This is a genomic window from Parabacteroides sp., from assembly GCF_977054455.1.
Map to the genome: position 1 here is coordinate 77,778 of NZ_CDRTCT010000008.1, position 22,334 is coordinate 100,111.

The following is a 22,334-nucleotide window of genomic DNA, read 5'->3' on the forward strand; positions in this document are numbered from 1 at the left end:
AAATTGAGAATTAAAAAATAATACCATGAGATGGACATTTGAGAATGCGAAGATAAAGGGGCGGGTCGTCTTGACCGATTCGCTCCATGAAGACTCGGATCTTCTGAAAGACAAAACGCTGTATAAATTTATATGGGTGGATTCCGGCGAAGTAGAGTTGGATATCGACCATCAGCAGATTGTTTTGGAAAAGGGGCAGCTCGTTCCGCTTTCCCATTTGCATCATCTGGAATTTCTGCGCGTCGAAGGCAGATACTATGCTCTGATGTTCAACAGTAACTTCTATTGCATACATGGCAACGACCATGAGGTGTCGTGCAACGGATTGCTGTTTCACGGTTCGTCGCATGTGTTGACTTTCATCCTTTCGGAGGATGAGCGACGGAAGATCGATACGCTGACGGGGATCATGCAGGAAGAGTTTCTCAGTACCGACCACCTGCAAGACGAGATGCTCCGGGTATTGTTGAAGCGGTTCATCATATTATGCACGCGAATAGCGGAAGACAGGCAGGGAGTCGTTCGGGAGAACAGTTTCCAGTTCGAGACGATCCGCAAGTTCCATGTCCTGGTCGATACTTATTTTAAGGAGAAGAAACAGGTGCAGGAATATGCGGATATGCTGAACAAATCCCCGAAGACACTGGCCAATATCCTTTCCGCCTATCAGCAGCCTTCCGCCATCCGTATCATCCATAACCGCATCCAGGCCGAAGCCCAACGCTTGCTCCTCTATACGGCCAAAAGCTCGAAAGAGATCGCCCTGCTGTTAGGTTTCGAAGACCAGGCGGCATTCAGCCGTTTCTTCAAGAACGCAACCGGGCTGAGCGCGACCGAATATCGCCGCCAATATAAAAAATGACAATAGTCGCGATGACGGATGTCACGATACTTATATCCCTATAGAGTTGCATCCGGCGGTGAACAATGATTCCCTGATTGGCAGGGAATATTGCCAAATCTTAGGGCAAAATCATTATCCTCTGAAATCAAAAGGCTGTGTATTTTTGCATCATAGAAAAAACAGGACAATAAACAGATACTTATCGGGAACAATCAGGTTAAAAGAAATGTTCCTTAAGTAGAAAATAAAAAGGAGGATGACAAAAGATGAAAAAGTATGATGCAATCATCATTGGTTTCGGCAAGGGCGGAAAGACGCTGGCCGCTGATTTAGGCAGCCGCGGATGGACTGTTGCCGTTGTGGAACGTTCGAAAGACATGTATGGCGGGACATGTATCAATATCGGATGCATTCCGACCAAGACGCTGGTACATCTTTCCAAAGTGGCGCAATATTCCCACTTCACGACATTCGAGCAATATGCCGATGCCTTTCATAAGGCGATCGAGGAAAAAAGGAAGATCACGGCTGCTTTGCGTCAGAAGAATTTTGAGAATCTCGACAACAAAGAGACGGTGACTGTTTATACCGGTATCGCCTCGTTCCTCTCTCCAACGGAAGTGGAAGTGAAAACCGATCGTGAGACTATCGTGTTGCAAGCCGATAAAATCTTTATCAATACCGGCGCTTCCACCATCGTCCCCAATATAAAAGGGATCGAAGGCAATCCTTTTGTCTACACCAGCACTTCGATCATGGAACTGGACCGGCTACCCCGTCGCCTGGCGATCGTGGGAGGAGGCTATATCGGGCTTGAGTTTGCTTCGATCTTTGCTAATTTCGGATCGGACGTGACGGTTCTGGAGGGAGGCGACAAGTTTATTCCCCGTGAAGACCGCGATATCGCCGAAGCCGTGAAGACCGTTTTGGAAAAGAAAGGCATTTCGATCCGCCTGAACGCCGTCGTACAGGAGATCGAGCACGATGCCGGGAAAGCTACCGTCGTCTACCGTGATGCCCTGACAGGAGATACGTCACGGATCGATGCCGATGCCATCCTGCTGGCTACCGGACGCCGTCCGAATACCGAAGGACTGAACTTGCAGGCTGCCGGCGTGAAGTTGGCGGAGCGCGGGGCAATCGAGGTGGATGACCGCCTGCATACGACCGCGGATCATATATGGGCAATCGGGGATGTGCGAGGCGGTTTGCAATTCACGTATCTTTCGCTGGATGATTACCGCATCATACGCGATGAACTTTTTGGAGACGGCAAACGCAATACCAATGACCGGGAGGCGGTCGCCTATTCGGTGTTCATCGATCCGCCCCTGTCGCATGTCGGCCTGAACGAAGAGCAGGCACGCCGGACGGGACGTAACATAAAAGTCTCCAAAGTCATGGCCGCTTCGATGCCGAGAACCCGTACGATCGGACAACCGGAAGGGTTGCTGAAGGCGGTCGTGGATGCCGATACGAACCAGATATTGGGAGCAACGCTGTTCTGTGCCGAGTCGAGCGAAATCATCAACCTCGTGTCGTTGGCGATGCGTACCGATAATGATTATGTCCTCCTTCGTGACAATATTTTCACTCACCCTTCTATGAGTGAGTCTTTGAACGATTTATTCAACATAAAATAAAAGAGCTGAAATATGAAAGCAGATATAGGATTGATCGGGCTCGCCGTGATGGGCGAGAACCTGGCTCTCAACATGGAAAGCAAAGGCTTCACGGTTGCCGTATATAACCGGAGCGCACCGGGCGAAGAGGGCGTTGTGGACCGTTTTATCAATGGCCGGGGAAAAGGCAGGCATTTTATCGGAACGCATTCTATCGAACAATTGGTCGACTCGGTAAAAACTCCCCACGTCATCATGATGATGGTCAAGGCGGGACGTCCCGTAGACGAGTTGATCTCGCAACTGCTCCCTTTCCTTTCGCCGGGCGATGTGATTATCGACGGGGGGAATTCCGATTTCCACGACACGGAACGCCGTGTGAAGGAGTTGGAGAAGAGAGGGATCTATTTCGTCGGGACCGGAATTTCGGGAGGCGAGGAAGGAGCCTTGCACGGCCCGTCCGTGATGCCCGGAGGTTCGGTGGAAGCCTGGCCGCTGGTGAAAGACATCTTGCAGGGGATTTCCGCCAAGCTGGACGATGGTTCGCCTTGTTGCGAATGGATCGGAGCGGGTGGCGCCGGCCATTTTGTGAAGATGGTGCACAACGGCATCGAGTATGGCGATATGCAGCTTATTTCCGAAGCCTATTCGCTATTGAAAAACCGGAAAGGACTGGACAACGATGCGATGGCCGTCGTCTTTGACGAATGGAACGGAGGGGAGCTCGATAGTTTCCTGATCGAGATAACCGCCAACATCCTGCGTTTCCGTGACGAAGACGGAAAACCGTTGCTCGACAAGATACTGGATGTCGCCGGGCAGAAAGGAACCGGCAAATGGAGCGCGATCGCGGCGATGGACGAGAACGATCCGCTGACGTTGATCACCGAAGCGGTTTACGCCCGCTTGCTCTCGGCCTTGTATCCCGAACGAATGAAGGCGGCAAGCCTTTACAATGGACAATTGGAAGAGGAAGAAAAATTGTCAAATGTCAATTCTCAATTGTCGATTGAGGACGTCCGTCAGGCACTATACGCGGCCAAGCTGATTTCCTATGCACAGGGATTCTCCTTGCTTCGCCGTGCTTCCGGGCATTATGGCTGGGATTTGGATTACGGGACGATTGCCCGCATCTGGCGTAAGGGGTGTATCATCCGTTCCGTCTTCCTGCAAAAGATCACGGATGCATACCGGAAGGACCCGGACTTGGAAAACCTGCTCTTCGATGACTTTTTCCACACTAAGATACAGGAGGCTCTTCCCGCCTGGCGCCGGATTGTCGCCGAAGGTGCGCTGAGCGGTGTCGCCCTGCCTGCCATGAGCTCGGCCCTGAGCTATTTCGACGGGTTGCGCACGTTGCATTCGGCCGCGAATATGATTCAGGCGCAACGCGACTATTTCGGCGCCCATACTTATGAACGTACCGATCGCGAACGTGGTCATTTCTTCCACACCAATTGGACCGGGGAGGGAGGAAATACGGTTTCGGGGACGTATAGCGTCTGATTCCATCGTTTCGGAAAGTTCCGCCGCCTTCAAAAACGATTTTCCGGCTTTTCGGAACTTTCCGACATCATTAAATTTTAAAAGCAAATGAAAACAGCAAGCAATCAATTATTAGTCATATTCGGAGCTTCCGGCGACCTGACGGGGCGGAAGCTCTTGCCCTCGCTCTACGAATTGCACGTTCGGGGCTTATTGCCGGAACGTTTCTGCATCTTGGGGGCGGCCCGTACGGAATATACGGATGACGAGTACCGCGCTTTCGAAAAGGTGCATATCCGGGAATCCCTGAAGAACAAGGAGGTGGACGAAACGGAACTGGACAATTTCCTCCGCCGCGTCTTTTACCTTGCGTTCGATTCGACCCAGTCCTCCGAATATCATAAACTGAAAGATCGTATCCGCCAGTTGCAAAACGAGCAGCAGTTGCCGGACAAGATCATCTATTATCTTGCCACGCCGCCGGTGATGTACGAGTTGATTCCGACCTGCCTGAAAGAAAACGGGATGAATGTTGCCGGAAGCGAGGACGGTTGGCGCCGCGTGATCGTGGAGAAGCCTTTCGGAACGAGCCTCGAATCGGCCGAACGCCTGAACAAGCATCTCATCCATATCTTCGATGAGAAGGAAATTTACCGTATCGACCATTATCTGGGGAAAGAGACGGTGCAGAACATCCTGGTGCTCCGTTTCTCCAACGGCATATTCGAACCGTTGTGGAACCGTAATTACATCGACTCGATCGAGATCAGCGCCTCGGAAACGCTTGGCGTGGAGAATCGCGGGAAATATTATGACGGGGCGGGAGCCTTGCGCGACATGATCCAGAACCATCTGATGCAACTGATGGCATTTACGGCGATGGAGTCGCCTTCGGTGTTCGACCCGGAGCCGATCCGCGACGAGATCGTGAAGGTGTTCCGCGCTTTGCGTCCGTATAAGACGCACGATATGGACAACCTGATTGTGCGTGGCCAGTACGACGGCTACCGGGAAGAGAAGAATGTGGCGCCTGACTCCACTACGGAGACGTACGTCGCTATGAAAATGTTTATCGATAACTGGCGTTGGAGCGATGTCCCGTTCTATATCTTCACCGGAAAGAAATTGCCGGAAAAGAGTTCGGAGATCGTCGTGAACTTCAAGTCCACTCCTCACCAGCTTTTCGTCGGACAATGTTCGGGAGGTTCCTGCAACAAACTGATTATCCGTATCCAGCCGGACGAGAGCATCACGCTGAAGTTCGGCCTGAAGATGCCGGGGGCCGGTTTCACGGTGAAGCAGGTGGGTATGGATTTCCGCTATGATTCGCTTTCGAAGAACTATCTGCCCGATGCCTATGAACGCCTGTTGCTCGATGCCATGTTGGGCGATTCGACTTTGTATGCCCGTAGCGACGCTTTGGAGGCAAGCTGGCGACTGATCGACCCGATCCTCCATCATTGGAAAGAAGAGGGCGCGAAGAACCTGTTCTTCTACGCTCCCGGTGAAGACGGCCCGATCGAAAAGGCCAAGTTGGGGATGACACCGAAGGATTGCCCTTGCCAAAGTTGTCAATGATAAAAAAGGATGATTATGATCATAGAGAATTTTAAAGATGATAAAGAGGCCCTCCGGGCAATGACCGGAGAGCTGATCCGGTATATGGACCGGAAAGAGGATGACCTGCCTTTCAACCTCGCCTTGTCGGGAGGAGGGACGGCACAGAAGATGTTCGCTCTTTGGGCGGATGAATATAAAGACGTGATCGACTGGGATGCGATCCGTTTCTTTTGGGTGGATGAACGATGTGTTCCGCCAACCGACCCGGACAGCAATTATGGACATGCAAACGAGCTTTTGTTCAAGCCGCTACACATACCCGCCGACCATGTGCACCGCATTCATGGCGAGGTGGAACCGGGTACGGAAGCGATGCGCTATTCGCGTGTCGTGAAGGAGTATCTGCCCCGGCACGGGCAATTGCCCTATTTCGATTGTATCATCCTGGGGATCGGAGGCGATGCGCATACCGCATCCATCTTCCCGGACACCTTGCCGTTGTTGACGGACAGCCGTAATTACGCCGTTTCCCAACATCCCGAATCCCATCAGTTCCGTATCACGATGACCGGCCCGCTGATCCTGAACGATTCGCCGTTGCTGGTCCCGGTCTTGGGGGCGGGAAAGAAAGAGATGCTCGAAGAGCTGAAAAAAGGCTATTCGGCAACCCATCCTACGCCTGCCGCCTATATCCTTACTCATGCGGTAGAGGCGTTTGTCTACACGACCTTATGACAAGGCGGGATGGAGTTGTACTTTATTATTTCGATGTCCTCATCGAGAGTCTCTCAAGGAAATAGACGATGGCGAAGCCTAAAATCATCAGGCCGAGAGCTTCCCAGACAAGTTGGTCCGGCATGATGTTGGCTTCGACCAACGGTTTTACAATGCCGTGGCTGTCCGTATAGGTCTCGATCGTTTCCTTCCAGGGCCAAACCTTGTTCAGCGAACCCAACATAAAACCGGCCAATACGGAGATCGTAATGTCGTGGAACCGGCGAAGAGCGAACGAAAGCACACGGGAGAAACTGGTGATACCGATTGCCGCGCCGCAGATGAACACTAACATTACGGGAATATTGAATGTCTTTACCGCCTCCATGATATAAAAATACTTGCCTAACAGCACCAGGATGAAACTTCCCGATATACCCGGCAAAATCATGGCACAAATGGCGATCGCCCCGCAAAGGAAAATAAAGAACAGGTTGGAAGGCGTCTCGGCCGGTGTCGCGACGGTTATGTAGAACGCGATGACGATCCCGACGAGATAGCTCAGGATCGTTTTCCAATCCCACTTCTTGATGTCTTTGGATACGAACCAGGTGGAAGCCAGTACCAATCCGAAGAAGAAGGACCAGACCAGGATCGGGTGGTCTGTCAGCAACCAGGTGATGATTTTTGCCAGCGAGAAGATACTGATCCCGATCCCGGCGACGATGGATAGCAGGAAGTTGGCATTGATCGCTTTCCAGAATGCAACGACTTTTCCGGTGAAGAGCAGCTTAAGGCCGGCTCCGTTGATACTTTTGATCGAGTCGATCAATTCTTCATAGATCCCAACAATGAAGGCGATGGTTCCGCCTGATACGCCGGGCACGACATCTGCCGCGCCCATGCCCATGCCTTTTAGAACTAAGAGGCCGTAGTCTTTTAGATTTCTTTTCATGTTTAATTATTGTTATCCTTATTCTTGAGGAATTCTTTCACCAGGTCTTCCGGTGGAATATATTTGCCGTCGATGCGCTCGACTATCCCTTCATAATTGAGTCCGGCGCTTTTCAGGTAATCGAGCAATTCTTCGTGAGAGGTCTGCTTGTAGTGCTCGCTGAAACGTTTCATATCTCCCTTTGCCAGATATGCCATTGCCATATGAAGGTGCATATAAGGCATTTCCGGATGGGCTTCCAACACCTTCTTGTAGTATTGCAAGGCCTTGTCGATATCTCCTTTCATGAATAGGTATTGTCCGGCGCGATACAAGCTCTCGAAGTCTTCCGGCTGCTTATCCTCCACTTGGTCGAGTGCGTTGAAAAGGTTTTCGGTCGCTTCCATCGCCTTATGTTCGTCCCCGTTTTCCAGATAGGTAAGGGCCAGCAAGGAAAGGATGCGGATGTTCTTCGGGAATAGCTTGGATGCTTGCATCAGGGCATCGGAGGCTTCTTCTTCACGTTCTGTTTCGACACAACATTGGATATAATTGATATACGTGCTTGAGTCCTCCTTCAGGCTGTTCTGTTTTAGCAGCTCTTTCAGCAAGGCATAAGCCTTTTCGTAGTTCTCCAGCTTGATATAACATTCGGCAAGCAGGGGAGTGATACGGTCGCGGACCTCCTGGGTCGTCGCGATTTCATTATAGACCTCGATCGCCTTCTCGTAGCTTTCGTTCATGTACAGGCAATAAGCCTTCAGTATCTTCAACTCTTCGTCCGAGTCGTCGCAGGTGAGGGCGAAGTCGAACGCTTCGATCGCTTTCTCATAGTCTCCGCTGATGGAGTAGAGGCGGCCCAAAGTGAACCAGTAGTCGTTGGAGTAGGGGTTCTTGTCGATCAGTTCGTTACAAATCTCGATCGCTTTTTTTATATCGCCCTCTATTTCCAAATTATAGCAAAGCTCGTCTTTCAGGATCAGGTTGTCGGGGAAAAGCATTAGGCCGCGATTGATGAAATCGTGTGCCTCATCGGTCATCTCCACGTCTCCCAGGATCGGTGCGATATATTCGAACAACGTTTCCAGGTACTCGCATTTGTCGGCGATGAGTTTTTCTACATATTCGATCACTTTGTCGTACGAGTCCAGCATGACGTAACATTCGAGACGTAGCATGTCGAGATCCTGGTTGTCGGTTTCGGCTATCGATTCGATCAGGACGAGCGCACTTTCATAGTCTTCGTTGTAGACATACGACTTGCATTGCCTGACCTGCAAATCGGGATTACCGGGATGAAGCCTCAGCCCTAAGGCCAGGACTTCATCATAGTAAGTATAATCATCAGATTCTTCAAAGCTGTCCAACAACTCATCGATCTCATCGGCATCGAAATAGGCCTCTTTGCCTTCCTGGCGACCGGACAGATAGCGTTGTAACAGGCGTGAAATATCTTTTTTCTTCATACAAATCTCTTTTTATTTATCTTTCACCTTGCTCCAGGTATCTTTCAGGGATACGGTACGGTTGAAGATCAATTTGTCGGCCGTAGAATCCTTGTCTACATTGAAATAGCCGATGCGCTGGAACTGGAGGTAGTCGAGCGGCTTGGCGTTTGCCAGGAACTTTTCGACATAGCAATTTGTCAACACCTTCAGGGAGTCCGGGTTGATGATCTCTTTCATCGCCTCCAAAGGCGAGCAGTTCTTTGCTTCGCGGATAGCCGCCATTTCGTCGCGCGGGTTCTCCACTTTCCACAGGCGGTCGTACAGACGGACTTCTGCCGGCAGACAATGTGCGCAACTCAACCAGTGGAGCGTGCCTTTCACCTTCCGGTTGCTGTCCGGCATACCGCTCTTGGTGTTCGGATCGTATTCGCAATAGATTTCCTCGACCTCGCCGTTCCCGTCTTTCTTGCAGCCCGTGCATCTCACGATATAGGCATTTTTCAGACGCACTTCCTGACCCGGTGTCATACGGAAGAACTTTTTCGGAGCGTCTTCCATGAAATCTTCACGCTCGATCCACAGCTCGCGGCTGAATTCGATCGTGTGGCTGCCTGCCGTCGGATCTTCCGGGTTGTTGATCGCCTCCATCTCCTCTACCTGTCCTTCCGGGTAGTTCCCGATGATCAGCTTGACCGGGTTCAGAACGGCCGATACACGGGTGGAGCGGGTGTTGAGGTCTTCGCGGACGGCACTTTCAAGCAGCGCGAATTCGTTCAGCGCATCATAGGTGGTGTAGCCGATCTTGTCGATGAACTTATGGATCGCTTCCGGTGAATAACCGCGACGGCGGAAACCGCAGATGGTCGGCATGCGCGGGTCGTCCCAGTCGTGTACCAAGCCTTCCTTCACCAGGATCAGCAGGTTGCGTTTGCTCATCAGCGTGTAGCTCAGGTTCAGTTTGTTGAACTCCGTCTGGCGCGGACGGTTGTCGTCGAGGTCCTTGCCCTCTTTCAGCCAGTCGATGAACAGGTCGTACAACGGACGGTGCACGACAAATTCAAGCGTGCACAACGAGTGGGTGACACCTTCGAAATAGTCGCTCTGCCCGTGTGCGAAGTCGTACATCGGGTAAGCCTTCCATTTGTCGCCCGTACGGTGGTGCGGGGTCTTGACGATGCGGTAGATGATCGGGTCGCGGAAGTGCATGTTCGGGTTTGCCATGTCGATCTTCGCACGCAACACCATCGAACCTTCTTCCAACTCGCCGCTGTTCATCTTGTGGAACAGCTCCAGGTTCTCTTCGACCGGACGGTCGCGGTAGGGGCTGTTTGTGCCCGGTTGTGTCGGCGTCCCTTTCTGGGATGCGATCTGGTCGGACGTCTGCTCGTCGATGTATGCTTTTCCTTCCTTGATCAGCTGGATGGCGAAGTCCCAGAGTTGCTGGAAGTAGTCGGATGCGTAGTAGATATTATCCCAGTGGTAACCCAGCCATTCGATGTCTTCCTTGATGGCGTCCACATACTCCAAATCTTCTTTTACCGGATTGGTGTCGTCGAAGCGCAGGTTACAGACGCCTCCGTACTTTTGGGCAATGCCGAAATCCATGCAGATGGCTTTGGCGTGTCCGATATGCAGGTAACCGTTGGGTTCGGGCGGGAAACGGGTCTGTACACGGCCCTTGTTCTTGCCTTCCGCCAAATCTTTTTCGACCATTGCTTCGATGAAGTTCAAGCTCTTTTTGCTTTCTTCCGGTTCGTTTGTTTTGATATCGCTCATCTTTGTAGTTTAATATTTTCTATGTCAAAGAACGCAAAGGTAGAGAAAAACAGGTTGAAATGCAACTTTTTCGTTTTCCTTTTTTCTTTGAGGCAAAGATACGGGATGATCAGGCCCTTTTCCAAAAACAAGTAGGGGTTAAGGTGTAAAAATAAGTTAATATGTGAAGATCGGTGTTCGAGGGGGGGTGAAACATAGTTTCATGGAGGGGAACACTATGTTTTGGGGGGAGCAATCCTGTGTGACAATAATGACAATAATGACAATTACAATAATGACAATTACAATCTGATAATAATAAAACTGAAATCAAGAGTATAGAATAGTATTTATATATATAATATATATATATAAATACTATTCTATAACATTCTACAAAATCAAAATTCAGTTATTATAATTGTCATTATTGTCATTATTGTCACGCGACCGGCATTGTCTTATGTCGTGAAATTTTATGCTAAAAGACTGATTAATAGCGCAATGTTCAAGAACGTGACAAGTGCTCCCAAGGTGACTAAAAGAATAGTTGTGGACCTCGAATTCACAAATTTGCCCATCACCTTTTTGCTGGATGTCAGATAAACTTGTGTGAAAACGGTGATCGGCAACTGCACGCTCAGCAACATTTGCGAGTAAATTAAGCCTTTGAACGGGTCTCCTACGACAAAAATAATGAGTAAAGCGGGGATAAAAGACAGCAAAACTCCTAATTTGGAGTGGAGGTCTTTGTGGTTATATGCTTCTCCGTAGAACCCCGCGAAGATGGAGGCTCCGGCAATTCCCGACGTGATCGTGGAGGAAATGCCTGCCAGCAGGAGCGCTCCGGCGAATATGACTCCGGCGTTGTTTCCGACCAGCGGAACCAATAGCTGCCTGGCCTGATCCAGTTCGTCCACCGCAATATTCTGCTTGAAGAAGGTTGCCGCTGCCAGTATGATCATGGCCGAATTGATCGCCCAGCCGATAACCATGGATAAAAGTGTGTCGTAGAACTCATATTTCAATTGCTTTTTGATCACCGGCTCGTCTTCGAGGTTCCATTCGCGGCTCTGTATGACTTCCGAGTGGAGAAACAGGTTGTGGGGCATGACGACGGCTCCCAGCACGCTCATGATGATCAGCATGGAGTTCTCCGGGAAAGTCGGTTTGATCCATCCTTCGATGGCGGCTCCCCATTGTACGTCCACCAGTGCCAATTCATACAAAAACGACAGCCCGATGATCGAAACGAACATGATGATCCAGCGCTCTATCTTGCTATATGTGTTGGTGAGCAACATGCCGAGGCAGACGATCGTCACGATGACGGCCCCGATTTTGATCGGCATCCCGAACAGCATCCGAAGGGCGATGGCGCCTCCCAGCACCTCGGCAAGCGAGGTCGAAATGCTGGCCAGCATGGCCGAGATCAGGATAGGGCGGCTCAGCGTGCGCGGCATATATTTGTTGGTCGCCTCCGAAAGGCAGAGTCCGGTGACGATCCCCAGGTGGGCGACGTTATGCTGGATGATGATCAACATGATAGAAGAGAAAGTGACCACCCAGAGCAGGGCATAGCCGAATTCGGAACCGGCAGCCAGATTGGTCGCCCAGTTCCCCGGATCGATGAAACCTACGGTAACGAGTAGTCCCGGCCCGATATATTTCAGCAGGTCCAGAGCGCCGGCACTCGGTCGGTGGTTGATTTTGAGTTTGTCTAATATGTTCATATTAATAGTTTATGTTATTGTTGTAAATCATCATTTACCGGTGTGATATTTAGGCACGGATTACACGGATAATATATTGATTTCAAATAAAAACCGTGTTAATCCGTGTAATCCGTGCCTGAAATAAATCATTATTTACCGTTCAAAGATATAAAATATTTGCCGGTAGAAATGTTTATGATAATTGATAATTTTTATCGGCTGATCTGTTTTATCTTTATAATTGTCAATTTATCAAGGGAATGTCAGTATGAATGTCGTCCGTTTGGCGGCCGGCGCACTCTTAAGGGCGATGCTGCCTCCCGAAAGGCGCATGATCTGGCGGGAGATGGAAAGCCCGATGCCGCTACCGCCCTCTTTGGTGGTGAAGAACGGGACGAAAATGTGTTCGGCCTCTTCTGGCGGGATCACGGGCCCGTTGTTGCTGACTTCGATCAGGACGGCTTCCTCTTCGTTGCAATAGGCTTTTACCTCGATCAGGCCGTCCGCCTGTTCACTACCGATGGCCTGCATGGCGTTTTTCAGCAGGTTCAGGACAACTTGCGAGATCAGGTTCTCGTCCGCATAGACGATCAGGTCGGAAGGCTCTACGCTGACATGGATCGCGATGTTGGGAAAATCGGTATGGTGGCGGGCCAGCTTCACCATGCGTTCCGCAAATTTCTGGACATAGAAGAGCGTGGGTTCCGGCGTCGGGATATGCGTGAATTTGCGGTATGACTCCACGAAAGAGATCAGGCTCTTTCCCGTCGTGCTGATCACTTCCAGGCCGTTGCGTATCTCGTCGTCCGCATTCTGGTGCAGGGAGAGAAGCGTGTCGCTAAGGGAAGTGATGGGAGTGACCGAATTCATGATCTCGTGTGTCAGGACACGGGTCAGGCGGATCCACGAATCGATCTCCTTGTCGTCCAGCTCGCTATTGATATCGTTGATCGCCAGGATGCGCACATGCTTTTCTTGTAGCGTCATTTCCGAAACGCGGATCGAAAGGTGCACGTTGCCGCGTTCGTTGGCAAAGGATATCTGGTGCTTGTCGCCCGGCTGGATGTTTTGTATGGTGGTTTTCAGGTTCTCGTCTATGCGGGCAAGTTGCCGCACGTTCGTAAAGACGGTCAGTCCGAGCAACCTCAAAGCCTCGTTGTTCGTCTGATAAATCACGCCGTTGTCATCGAGCACGATAATACCGGTATTGACGCAATTCATGATCAGCTCGTAATATTTCTCTTTCTGGGCGGCATCCGCTTTGGCCTGGAATAGAATCTGGGTGATGCGGTTCAGCGATTCGCTGACCAGTTTGTCGTTCGACGAGCGTCCGCGTGTCGCATACTGGAAAGCATAGTCGCTATTATCGATCGCGTCGAACATGAAAGCCACCTTTTGGGCGTTCCGCTTGTCGGACAGCAGGACCAGCCGGAGGAAGAAAAACCATACGGCCAAGACCGGGACAAACCATATCCATTCCTTTTGAAGGGCGACACAAGTGCCCGCCATTGTCAGGAATGTGAAAACGGCGATGCGGAAATGGTAATTATGGTAAAGTCCTTTCAACGGCATTATAGTTCGTATCGTTTGATCTTATTGTATAAAGTCTGTCGGGAAATCCCCAACTGGCTTGCGACGAGCGACAAATTGCCGCTATACTTGTCCATCGCGTTTTTGATCATGTTATATTCCATCTCTTCCAGCGTTGTCGCCTCTTGGGGAGCCGGTTCTTTTTTCGTCCGCGGAAAGTCGAAATCGTTACCGTCCAACACACTCTCTTCGGCAATGATCACGGCTTTCTCGATCGTGTGTTCGAGCTCCCGGATATTTCCGAACCAGGGTTGCGCTTTCAGCTTCTCTTGGGCATCCGGGCTGAGGCGCATGGCGGCTTTCCCATAGATTCTGGCATATTTGGAAAGGAATATTTCGGTGAGCGGAACGATGTCTTCCGGCCGTTCCCGGAGAGGCGGTATCTCCACGTGGATCGTGTTGATGCGATAGAGCAAGTCCTCGCGGAAATCCCCTTTCTGAACCATCTCCTGCAAGTCGCGGTTGGTCGCGCAAATCAGGCGGATGTTGACCGGGATAGGCGTATTGCTTCCCACACGCACGATGCTACGGCGTTGCAAGGCGGTCAGTAACTTGGCTTGCAAATGGTAGGAGAGGTTTCCGATCTCGTCCAGGAACAGGGTGCCGTTGTCGGCGACCTCGAATTTCCCCGGACGGTCTGCCCGTGCGTCGGTAAAGGCGCCTTTGACGTGCCCGAACAGTTCGCTTTCGAAAAGCGTTTCCGTAATGGCTCCCATATCGACCGGCACCAATGTTTCCTTTTTCCGGTTGGAAAGCATGTGGATCTCGCGGGCCAGCATCTCCTTGCCGGTCCCGTTTTCACCCGTGACCAATATGTTGGCGTCCGTCCGGGCGACTTTTTCGATCAGGGAACGGAGTTGTTGCATGGCGTTGCTTTCTCCCCAGAACATTCCGCTTTCTTTGGAGACGACGAGTTTGCCCGTGTCGATCGCAATGCCTTTGCGGTTTGCCGTCCGGATATTATAGGCTGTTTTCAATGTTTCGAGCAGCTTGGCGTTGTCCCACGGCTTGACCACGAAATCGGTCGCCCCTTCCTTGATCCCCCGTACGGCCAGGTCGATATCCGCGTAGGCCGTAAAAAGAACGACCTGTATCGAAGCATCTTCCTTTTTTATTTCCGAAAGCCAGAACAACCCTTCGTTGCCGGTGTTGATACCGGCGCTGAAATTCATGTCCAGCAGGACTACGTCTATATTCTCGTCGTGTAGTGTCGCTTTTATCTTATTGGGAGTAGAGATCGTGATCACCTTCTCGAAGCACGTGCCTAACAACATCTGTACTGCGGTAAGGATCCCTTTGTTATCGTCTACTACCAGTATGGTGCCTTGTTTTGTCATGTATGGTTTATACGTTTTGATAAATGTCTATAACATAGTCGTGATTTGTTTCTCCAATGCTTGCTTGATAAAAGCATTAATCGAAATGCCGGTGCGCTTTGCCAGCATTGCAACGCGGCTATGTATTTCGGGGGTCAGGCGCACATTCAATAATCCCGAATAACTCTTATGAGGCTGTATCCCTTCTTCTTCGCAAAATGCGATATAATCATTGACTGCTTCATGAAAAGCATCCGTTAGTTCTTGAACACTTTGTCCTTCAAAATTGACCATACCGTTAATTCCTTCTATTTTGCCGAAGAAAACACTATCCTCTTCACTGAAGTTGACGGAACCAATAAACCCTTTGTATTTTAATGTATTCATAATTATTTCCTTTATTTGATTTCTCATAACCAAATATGGATAGTAGACGTTCCATTTCCTCAAATGTGAAATTTGTAGGTAACGACTTGAAACGTTCGATAAGTTTTTCTTTTGTTCCCATTTATGTATTTAAGTTTCTGCAAATGTAACTACAAAATAGTTACAATCCAACAACAGTCGATGAGATTGTATGATCGGTATTGAAAAGTTCCGATTACGGCCCGAAAGCCGTTTCCATTGTCCAATTCTTTTACAGCAGTGTCTAATTTTTGGACACTCGATAAAAAAGATGAATTTATTAATGCGTTGAAATCTAATATTTTGACTGTTTTGGCACGCTCTTTGCTTTTTATCAGGTAGAAAATAACATAGCAATGAAAAAGATCATATTTACAACAGTACTTTCTTTTGCCCTGGCAACCTCGGTAATGGCGCAGGATAAAATATGGAGTTTGGACGAGTGCATGCGATATGCGGTGGAGAACAGCCCGAAGGTGAAGCAGCAGCTTTATACCAACAATACGTACAAGGCCGAACATCAGTCCGCCATAGCTTCTTTTTTGCCTTCGATCAGCACGCAAGTGGATGCGCAGTACCGGTTCGGACGTTCGGTAGACCCCGAAACGAATACATACGTAAACACTTCTACCTTTAACAACGGTTACGGGGCTTATGCTTCTCTGCCGCTTTTCAGAGGGGGGCAATTGATCAACAAATGGCGTTTGGCAAATGTGAACCGCCACATGGGGAGAAATGATTTGCAAAAGCAGAAAGATGATTTGGCAATCAGCATTATGGATGCCTTTATTACGGTTGTCTATTATCAGGGACTGGTGAAGATGTGTTCCGAAAAATTAGAAGACAGCCAGCGCCTTTTATACAAAACACGCCGTCAGGAAGAATTGGGTTTGAAAGGAAAGGCGGACGTTGCCCAGATCGAATCGCAGGTAGCCGGTGACGATTACAATCTGACGCATCAGCAGAACCTTTATAATACGGCGATGATGACTCTGAAGAACGCGATGAACTATCCGTCGGATTTGGCACTCGATGTCGATACGGTTGTTCCTCCCGTACAAGATCTATTGGCCGGGGAATCGGTCAGTGCCATTCAGGATTATGCTATGGCAAACAACCCGACTGCTTTGCAGGCCGCTTTCCAATTGAAAACCAGTAAGATGAACTATCTGATAGCAAAAGGGAAATTACTTCCGTCTCTTTCCGTCGAAGCCGGTATCAGTACCAGCTATTTTGAGAATTTGAAATCGGAAAACGCTCCCGCTGCTTTTAAAAGCCAATTTAAAAACAACCGTGGAGAATATATTTATTTTAGCTTCAGTTTCCCTTTGTTTGACGGCCTGTCCCGGATTACCAATATGCGCCAGGCCCGCAACAATGTCCGGATCGCTTATGAAAAGCAAACTGAAACGTTGCGTCAGTTGCAGAATGATGTAGAGCAAGCCGTTCTCGATCGGGAGGGCTATGCGAAAGAAACGATCCAGATGGAGAAGAAAGTGAAGGCCGATGCTTTGGCTTATCAGGTTACTCTGCGTAAATTTGAGGAAGGATTGATGAGTCCGCTCGATGTGCAGACAAATGCGACGACTTTGTTGAACTCGAAGGCCGATCTTTTACAGAGGCGTTTGCTCTACTTGATGAAATGCCGCCAGGTTGATTATTATAAAGGGCAACCGTTGATTAAAAATTAAGAATTAAGAATTAAAAAATAAAAAATAAAAAAATATACGATCATGGATATACAGTTAGAGAAAAAGAAAGGTCTTCAGAAGAAGCATATTCCTTATGTAGCAGGTGGCGCTTTTTTCCTGGTTTTGGTGGGATGGATCGTTTTCGGTGATCATGCTTCGACGTTGAAGGTGGACGCCCGTGGTGTCAATATCGGGAATGTGACGAAAGAGCAGTTCAATGATTTCGTCCGTGTGAACGGCCAGGTACAGCCCATTACGGTCGTGCAGCTCAGCCCGGAAGAAGGCGGTATCGTACAGGAGAAAGTAGTGGAAGAAGGGGCGCAGGTGAAGAAAGGGGATGTGATCATCCGTCTTTCCAATTCAAACCTCGACTTGCAAATTCTCGACGCCGAAGCCCAATTGGCTGAAAAGCAGAACTTCCTTCGTAATACGCAGGTGGCGATGGAACAGGATAAATTGAACAATCAGCTCGAAAAAGCCCAGTTGGATGTCGACATGACGCGTTACCGTCGTGCTTATAACCAGCAAAAAAAGTTGTATGAGGAAAACCTGATTGCAAAGGAGGAATTCCTGAAAGCGAAAGAAGATTTTGAATTGGCAAGCAAGAAATATGACTTGGTCGTGGAACGTTTGCGCCAGGATTCGATCTCCCGCACGATCCAGATGGACGAAATGGAAACCAGTTTGTCCAATATGCGTAAAAATATTGCCTTGGTGCATGAACGCAAGGAGCATTTGAATGTCCGCTCGCAGATCGACGGTGAATTGGGATTGCTGGATGTCGTATTGGGCCAGAATGTTTCGGCCGGGCAGAAGATCGGGCAGATAAACGACTTGTCGGACTATAAGATCGAAGCTCTGATCGACGAACATTATATCGACCGGGTAAAAAAAGGCTTGTCCGCGACGTTCGAACGCCAGGGAGCCGATTTTGAATTGAGCGTGCGCAAAGTGTATCCGGAAGTGCGTGACGGCAAGTTCCGTACGGATTTCGTCTTCACCGGAGAACGTCCTGACAATATCCGTAGCGGACAGACTTATTACATTAACCTCGAACTCGGACAACCGACGGAAAGCATCATCATCCCGCGTGGAACCTTCTTCCAGAGCACAGGCGGCAGCTGGATATTCGTTCTTGACAAAGACGGCAAGAAAGCTTATCGCCGCAAGATCAAGATCGGCCGACAGAACCCGCAATATTACGAAGTCATCGATGGCCTGGAGGCCGGTGAGAAGGTAATCGTTTCCAGCTATGAGAGCTATAAGGACAACGAGGTGCTGGTACTGGAATAGTTTAGATGTAAATTTTCTTTCCAATAAATGCAAGGTTTCTTTTCGCCTTGCATTTATTGTATATAAACGATAATCAAACAACGAAAAGAATCATGAAAAAACTTGTTTTTGCTTTGCTTGCACTTTGTGCATTCGCTTCTTGTGACAATGGTGACGATATCCCCCGTAAGAAAGACCGCACGGATATTCCGCTGACGAAGTCCGAACAGGCCTTGGCGGATGCCGGCAATGACTTTGCTTTCTCTTTGTTCCGCCGGGTCAGTAGCAGCCATGCGCAACCGTCCAATATTATCCTGTCGCCGATCAGTGTGAACTACATGATGTCCATGTTGAACAACGGGGCAGCCGGCAAGACGACGGAAGAAATATCCCGTACACTTGGATTCGGAGAATCCAAGCCGGAGGAAATAAACGCGTATAACCGGAAGATGATCGTCGCCTCGGCTGATCTCGATCCGCAGGTAACGGTGCATACGGCAAACTCTATTTGGGTAAGGGACGGTTTCGACATTCTGCCTGCTTTCCGGGAAAGCAATGAATCCTATTACAAGGCATCCGTGCGCAATCTGGATTTTTCCAAGCCGGATGCATTGGAACAGATCAACGGCTGGACGGCCAAGAATACGGATGGCAGGATTCCTGAGATTTTGAAAAAGATCAGTCCGAATGCCTGTATCTATCTGCTGAATGCGATTGCCTTTCGGGGCGAATGGAGCACGCCTTTCGAGAAAAGCAGTACGAAAAAGGAGGTCTTTACGGATGCAAAGGGGCGTGAACAGGAAGTGCAGATGATGAATGCCACTTATGACGGTATCGTATATGAACATGAAAAATACCGTATGTTGTCACGTTCGTATGGCAACGGCGCTTTTTCCATGTCCGTCCTGTTGCCGGATGAAGGTGTGACGAATGCCGAAGTGATCGCCTCGCTGAATGGTGCGTCTTGGAAACAACTTTTCCAGAATCGCAATGGTTACAAGATTCATTTGAAACTTCCCCGTTTCGCAACCTCTTACGATATTAACCTCAATGACGCGTTGCAATCGTTAGGGATTGTTTCCGCCTATTCTTCCGATGCTGCTGATTTCTCCAAATTGAGCACGAGACGTATTTTCTTGTCACGCGCCCTGCAAAAGGCCCGTATCGAAGTCGATGAAGAAGGGACGAAAGCCGAAACGGTTACCTTGGGCGAGGGATGGGTTTCTTCCCCCGGCCCCCGGCCGGAAATGCAGAAGATGGATTTCTTCGTGAACCGTCCGTTCATCTACCTGATAAGCGAATACAGCACAGGAGCAATCTATTTCATAGGAGAGGTGAACCGGATTGAGTAAAGGTTTTTAGATATCCATTGCGGAAATCTTCTATAATCTCTTTCACGACTTCGTCCACCGTCTGTGTTTCCCGGAATAAGGATGCGACTTGTCCGATCTCCAACTCGCCTTCCTCCAGATCGCCTTCGAAAATGCCTTTCTTGGCGCGGCCTTTCCCTAACAGTTCTTTCATTTCCTCGACGGACGCGCCACGGGCTTCGGCCTCTTCGACGGCAGTTGTGAAACCTCCTTTTACCAGGCGGGTGGGAGAGAGTTTCTTCAACAAGAGCTTCGTGTCGCCTTCGTTCAGGTTGAGGCACAATCGCTTGAAGTTCTCATGTGCGGAACTTTCTTTCGTCAAGGCGAAACGCGTACCGATCTGGACTCCTTCGGCTCCGAGAACGAAAGTAGCCAACATGGCGCTACCTGTTCCGATCCCTCCGGCAGCCATTAGCGGGAGAGAGGTGGCGCGGCGTACGGCGGGGATCAGGCAAAGAGTCGTTGTCTCTTCGCGGCCGTTATGCCCGCCGGCTTCAAACCCTTCGGCGACTATGGCGTCGACGCCGGCCTGTTCGCATTTGACGGCGAACTTGGAGCTGCTGACGACATGAGCGACTTTCATTCCGTGTCCTTTCAGAAATCCCGTCCATGTTTTGGGGTTGCCGGCGGAGGTGAAAACGATCTTTACGCCTTCTTCCACCAAAATAGTCATCAAGGCGTCGATCTCCGGGTACATCAAAGGGACATTTACGCCAAAGGGCTTGTCGGTGGCTGCCTGGCATTTACGGATATGTTCGCGTAGAACGTCCGGATGCATGGAGCCTGCACCGATCAATCCGAGACCACCTGCGTTGCTGACCGCCGAGGCGAGCCGCCAACCGCTGCACCAAACCATTCCGCCTTGTATAATCGGGTATTGAATACCGAAAAGTTGACTTATTCTATTCATATTCATCTTTTATTTAGTTCGTATAGATTGCAATATTAATAAAATATGTAGCTTATTCTCATCAACTATAGCTATATTTGCGACTTATCACAAGTTTTAAGTAAAGGCTATTACAATCTAACACACAAATCGATAAACGAATGAGACACTATTCTATTCCTTTGATGGGAACTCTGGGAGCTTTTTCCTTGCCGGTGCTGGCGCAAACATCTCCCCAAAAACCAAATATCGTAGTAATTGTTGCGGATGACCTGGGCTACGGAGACTTGAGTTGTTATGGTGCGACTGCCCTTCATACGCCCGGTATGGACCGGATCGCCAACGAAGGGTTGCGCTTTACGCAGGGCTATTGCATGGCGGCCACCTCGACGCCGAGCCGCTATTCCCTTCTGACCGGTCTTTACCCCTGGACAAATACCGATGCGAAGATCCTGCCCGGAAACGCCGCCCTGATCATCAACACGCAACAAGTGACTTTGCCGAAAGTGATGAAACAGGCCGGTTATGTGACCGGCTCCGTAGGCAAATGGCATCTGGGCTTGGGTGACGGGGGAGTGGACTGGAACAAAACCGTCTATCCCGGAGCAAAGGAAGTCGGGTATGACTATTCGTTTATCCAGGCGGCTACCAATGACCGGGTTCCTTGTATCTTCATCGAAAACGGGAAAGGGGTCGGCCTGCAACCGGATGATCCTCTTTATGTCAGCTATAAGGAAAACTTTCCCGGTGAACCGACCGGGAAGGATAACCCCGAACTGCTCCGCATGCATCCCAGTGTAGGGCATGCCGGCTCCATCGTGAACGGTGTCCCCCGCATCGGTTTCCAGAAGGGTGGTAAGATGGCCCAATGGAAAGATGAAGATATGGCCGAGTTGTTCCTCGAAAAGGCAAAAGGCTTTATGCAGGCGAATAAGGACCAACCTTTCTTCCTTTATTACGGTTTGCATCAACCGCATGTGCCTCGCGTGCCGAATCAGAAGTTTGCAGGCAAGTCGGGGATGGGGCCGCGTGGCGATGTGATCCTCGAAGCGGACTGGTGCGTGACGGAGTTCCTGAAGGAAATGGACCGCCTCGGCCTGGCCGGGAATACGCTGGTGATCTTTACGAGCGATAACGGTCCTGTTCTGGATGACGGCTATCAGGACCGGGCGGTCGAGTTGGTGGGTGATCATAAGATCGCCGGACCGTACCGTGGCGGCAAGACAAGTCTGTATGACGGAGGGACCTGCGTGCCTTTCCTGCTCCGCTGGCCGGCTGTGGTCAAACCGGCTGTTTCGGACGCGCTGGTTTGCCAGATGGACCTGCTGGCTTCGCTGGCGGCGCTGACGGGACAGGCCTATCCGGATAAGACCGATAGCCAGAACACATTGCCTGTCTTTTTGGGAAATAGCGATCAGGGACGCCGCGAACTGGTGATAGAAGGTTACTACAACTATGCTTTCCGCCAGGGCGACTGGGTGATGATCCCGCCTTATCCCGATTATTATGGCGATAAGGAAGAAGCGGAGTTTGCGGGTTTCAGCGATTGCTATCAATTATATAATGTAAAGGAGGATCCGGGGCAGCGCAATAATCTGGCGACCAGGGAGCCGCGCCGTCTCCGACAGATGATGATGCGTTTTGAACAATTGAAAAGAGAAACGGGCAAGAAGACCAATTTTTAGTTTAATTACATACCTTTGCGGTCAGAACATATAAATATA

Annotated in this window: 17 protein-coding genes; 9 read left to right on the plus strand and 8 right to left on the minus strand. The window is 49.9% G+C overall.

Features of this window, described 5'->3' with window-relative positions; all coding sequences use genetic code 11:
* Positions 1-25 precede the first annotated feature (25 nt).
* The 5 genes from ACW6QF_RS05505 (at position 26) to pgl (ending at position 6,246) form a co-directional block, all read left to right on the plus strand.
* Positions 26-862 (plus strand): helix-turn-helix domain-containing protein, encoded by an 837-nt coding sequence (locus ACW6QF_RS05505; RefSeq protein WP_456087089.1) that lies wholly within the window; start codon positions 26-28, stop codon positions 860-862.
* Between the two features lie 248 nt (positions 863-1,110).
* Complete coding sequence (locus ACW6QF_RS05510) at positions 1,111-2,487, plus strand: FAD-dependent oxidoreductase (RefSeq protein WP_456087090.1); 1,377 nt, start codon at positions 1,111-1,113, stop codon at positions 2,485-2,487.
* Positions 2,488-2,499: 12 nt separating this feature from the next.
* The gene (gene gnd / locus ACW6QF_RS05515) at positions 2,500-3,972 is read left to right on the plus strand and encodes a decarboxylating NADP(+)-dependent phosphogluconate dehydrogenase (RefSeq protein WP_456087091.1); all 1,473 of its coding nucleotides are present in this window, start codon (positions 2,500-2,502) and stop codon (positions 3,970-3,972) included.
* Between the two features lie 87 nt (positions 3,973-4,059).
* The gene (zwf, locus tag ACW6QF_RS05520) at positions 4,060-5,529 is read left to right on the plus strand and encodes a glucose-6-phosphate dehydrogenase (RefSeq protein ID WP_456087092.1); all 1,470 of its coding nucleotides are present in this window, start codon (positions 4,060-4,062) and stop codon (positions 5,527-5,529) included.
* Between the two features lie 15 nt (positions 5,530-5,544).
* On the plus strand, positions 5,545-6,246 hold the full coding sequence (gene pgl, locus ACW6QF_RS05525; RefSeq protein ID WP_456087093.1) for a 6-phosphogluconolactonase: 702 nt from the start codon (positions 5,545-5,547) through the stop codon (positions 6,244-6,246).
* A gap of 25 nt (positions 6,247-6,271) precedes the next feature.
* Here the strand turns inward: pgl and ACW6QF_RS05530 are convergent, their stop codons facing one another.
* The 7 genes from ACW6QF_RS05530 to ACW6QF_RS05560 form a co-directional block, all read right to left on the minus strand.
* Positions 6,272-7,180, minus strand: a complete 909-nt coding sequence (locus ACW6QF_RS05530; protein WP_456087094.1) for a DUF368 domain-containing protein — start codon at positions 7,178-7,180, stop codon at positions 6,272-6,274.
* 2 nt (positions 7,181-7,182) lie between these two features.
* Entirely contained in the window at positions 7,183-8,625 is a 1,443-nt protein-coding gene (locus tag ACW6QF_RS05535; RefSeq protein WP_456087095.1) for a tetratricopeptide repeat protein, read from the minus strand.
* Between the two features lie 12 nt (positions 8,626-8,637).
* Complete coding sequence (locus ACW6QF_RS05540; protein ID WP_298553788.1) at positions 8,638-10,383, minus strand: glutamine--tRNA ligase/YqeY domain fusion protein; 1,746 nt, start codon at positions 10,381-10,383, stop codon at positions 8,638-8,640.
* A gap of 455 nt (positions 10,384-10,838) precedes the next feature.
* Entirely contained in the window at positions 10,839-12,095 is a 1,257-nt protein-coding gene (locus ACW6QF_RS05545) for an Nramp family divalent metal transporter (protein WP_298553791.1), read from the minus strand.
* Positions 12,096-12,329: 234 nt separating this feature from the next.
* Positions 12,330-13,649 (minus strand): sensor histidine kinase, encoded by a 1,320-nt coding sequence (locus tag ACW6QF_RS05550; protein ID WP_456087096.1) that lies wholly within the window; start codon positions 13,647-13,649, stop codon positions 12,330-12,332.
* On the minus strand, positions 13,649-15,004 hold the full coding sequence (locus ACW6QF_RS05555) for a sigma-54-dependent transcriptional regulator (RefSeq protein ID WP_456087097.1): 1,356 nt from the start codon (positions 15,002-15,004) through the stop codon (positions 13,649-13,651). The genes ACW6QF_RS05550 and ACW6QF_RS05555 overlap by 1 nt, the downstream gene beginning before the upstream one ends.
* A gap of 27 nt (positions 15,005-15,031) precedes the next feature.
* The gene (locus ACW6QF_RS05560; RefSeq protein WP_298553800.1) at positions 15,032-15,370 is read right to left on the minus strand and encodes a type II toxin-antitoxin system HicB family antitoxin; all 339 of its coding nucleotides are present in this window, start codon (positions 15,368-15,370) and stop codon (positions 15,032-15,034) included.
* 374 nt (positions 15,371-15,744) lie between these two features.
* On the opposite strand from ACW6QF_RS05560, the gene ACW6QF_RS05565 reads away from it, so the two are divergent.
* The 3 genes from ACW6QF_RS05565 to ACW6QF_RS05575 all read left to right on the plus strand — a co-directional run bounded on the left by ACW6QF_RS05565 (position 15,745) and on the right by ACW6QF_RS05575 (position 19,703).
* The gene (locus ACW6QF_RS05565; RefSeq protein ID WP_298553806.1) at positions 15,745-17,079 is read left to right on the plus strand and encodes a TolC family protein; all 1,335 of its coding nucleotides are present in this window, start codon (positions 15,745-15,747) and stop codon (positions 17,077-17,079) included.
* A gap of 42 nt (positions 17,080-17,121) precedes the next feature.
* On the plus strand, positions 17,122-18,372 hold the full coding sequence (locus ACW6QF_RS05570) for an efflux RND transporter periplasmic adaptor subunit (RefSeq protein ID WP_298553809.1): 1,251 nt from the start codon (positions 17,122-17,124) through the stop codon (positions 18,370-18,372).
* Between the two features lie 92 nt (positions 18,373-18,464).
* Positions 18,465-19,703: a serpin family protein gene (locus ACW6QF_RS05575; protein ID WP_456087098.1), complete on the plus strand. Its 1,239-nt coding sequence runs from the start codon at positions 18,465-18,467 to the stop codon at positions 19,701-19,703.
* On the opposite strand, the gene ACW6QF_RS05580 is transcribed toward ACW6QF_RS05575, so the two are convergent.
* Positions 19,675-20,631 (minus strand): NAD(P)H-dependent flavin oxidoreductase, encoded by a 957-nt coding sequence (locus ACW6QF_RS05580; RefSeq protein WP_456087099.1) that lies wholly within the window; start codon positions 20,629-20,631, stop codon positions 19,675-19,677. The genes ACW6QF_RS05575 and ACW6QF_RS05580 overlap by 29 nt on opposite strands.
* A gap of 164 nt (positions 20,632-20,795) precedes the next feature.
* On the opposite strand from ACW6QF_RS05580, the gene ACW6QF_RS05585 reads away from it, so the two are divergent.
* Entirely contained in the window at positions 20,796-22,295 is a 1,500-nt protein-coding gene (locus ACW6QF_RS05585; RefSeq protein WP_456087135.1) for a sulfatase-like hydrolase/transferase, read from the plus strand.
* Positions 22,296-22,334: the final 39 nt, after the last annotated feature.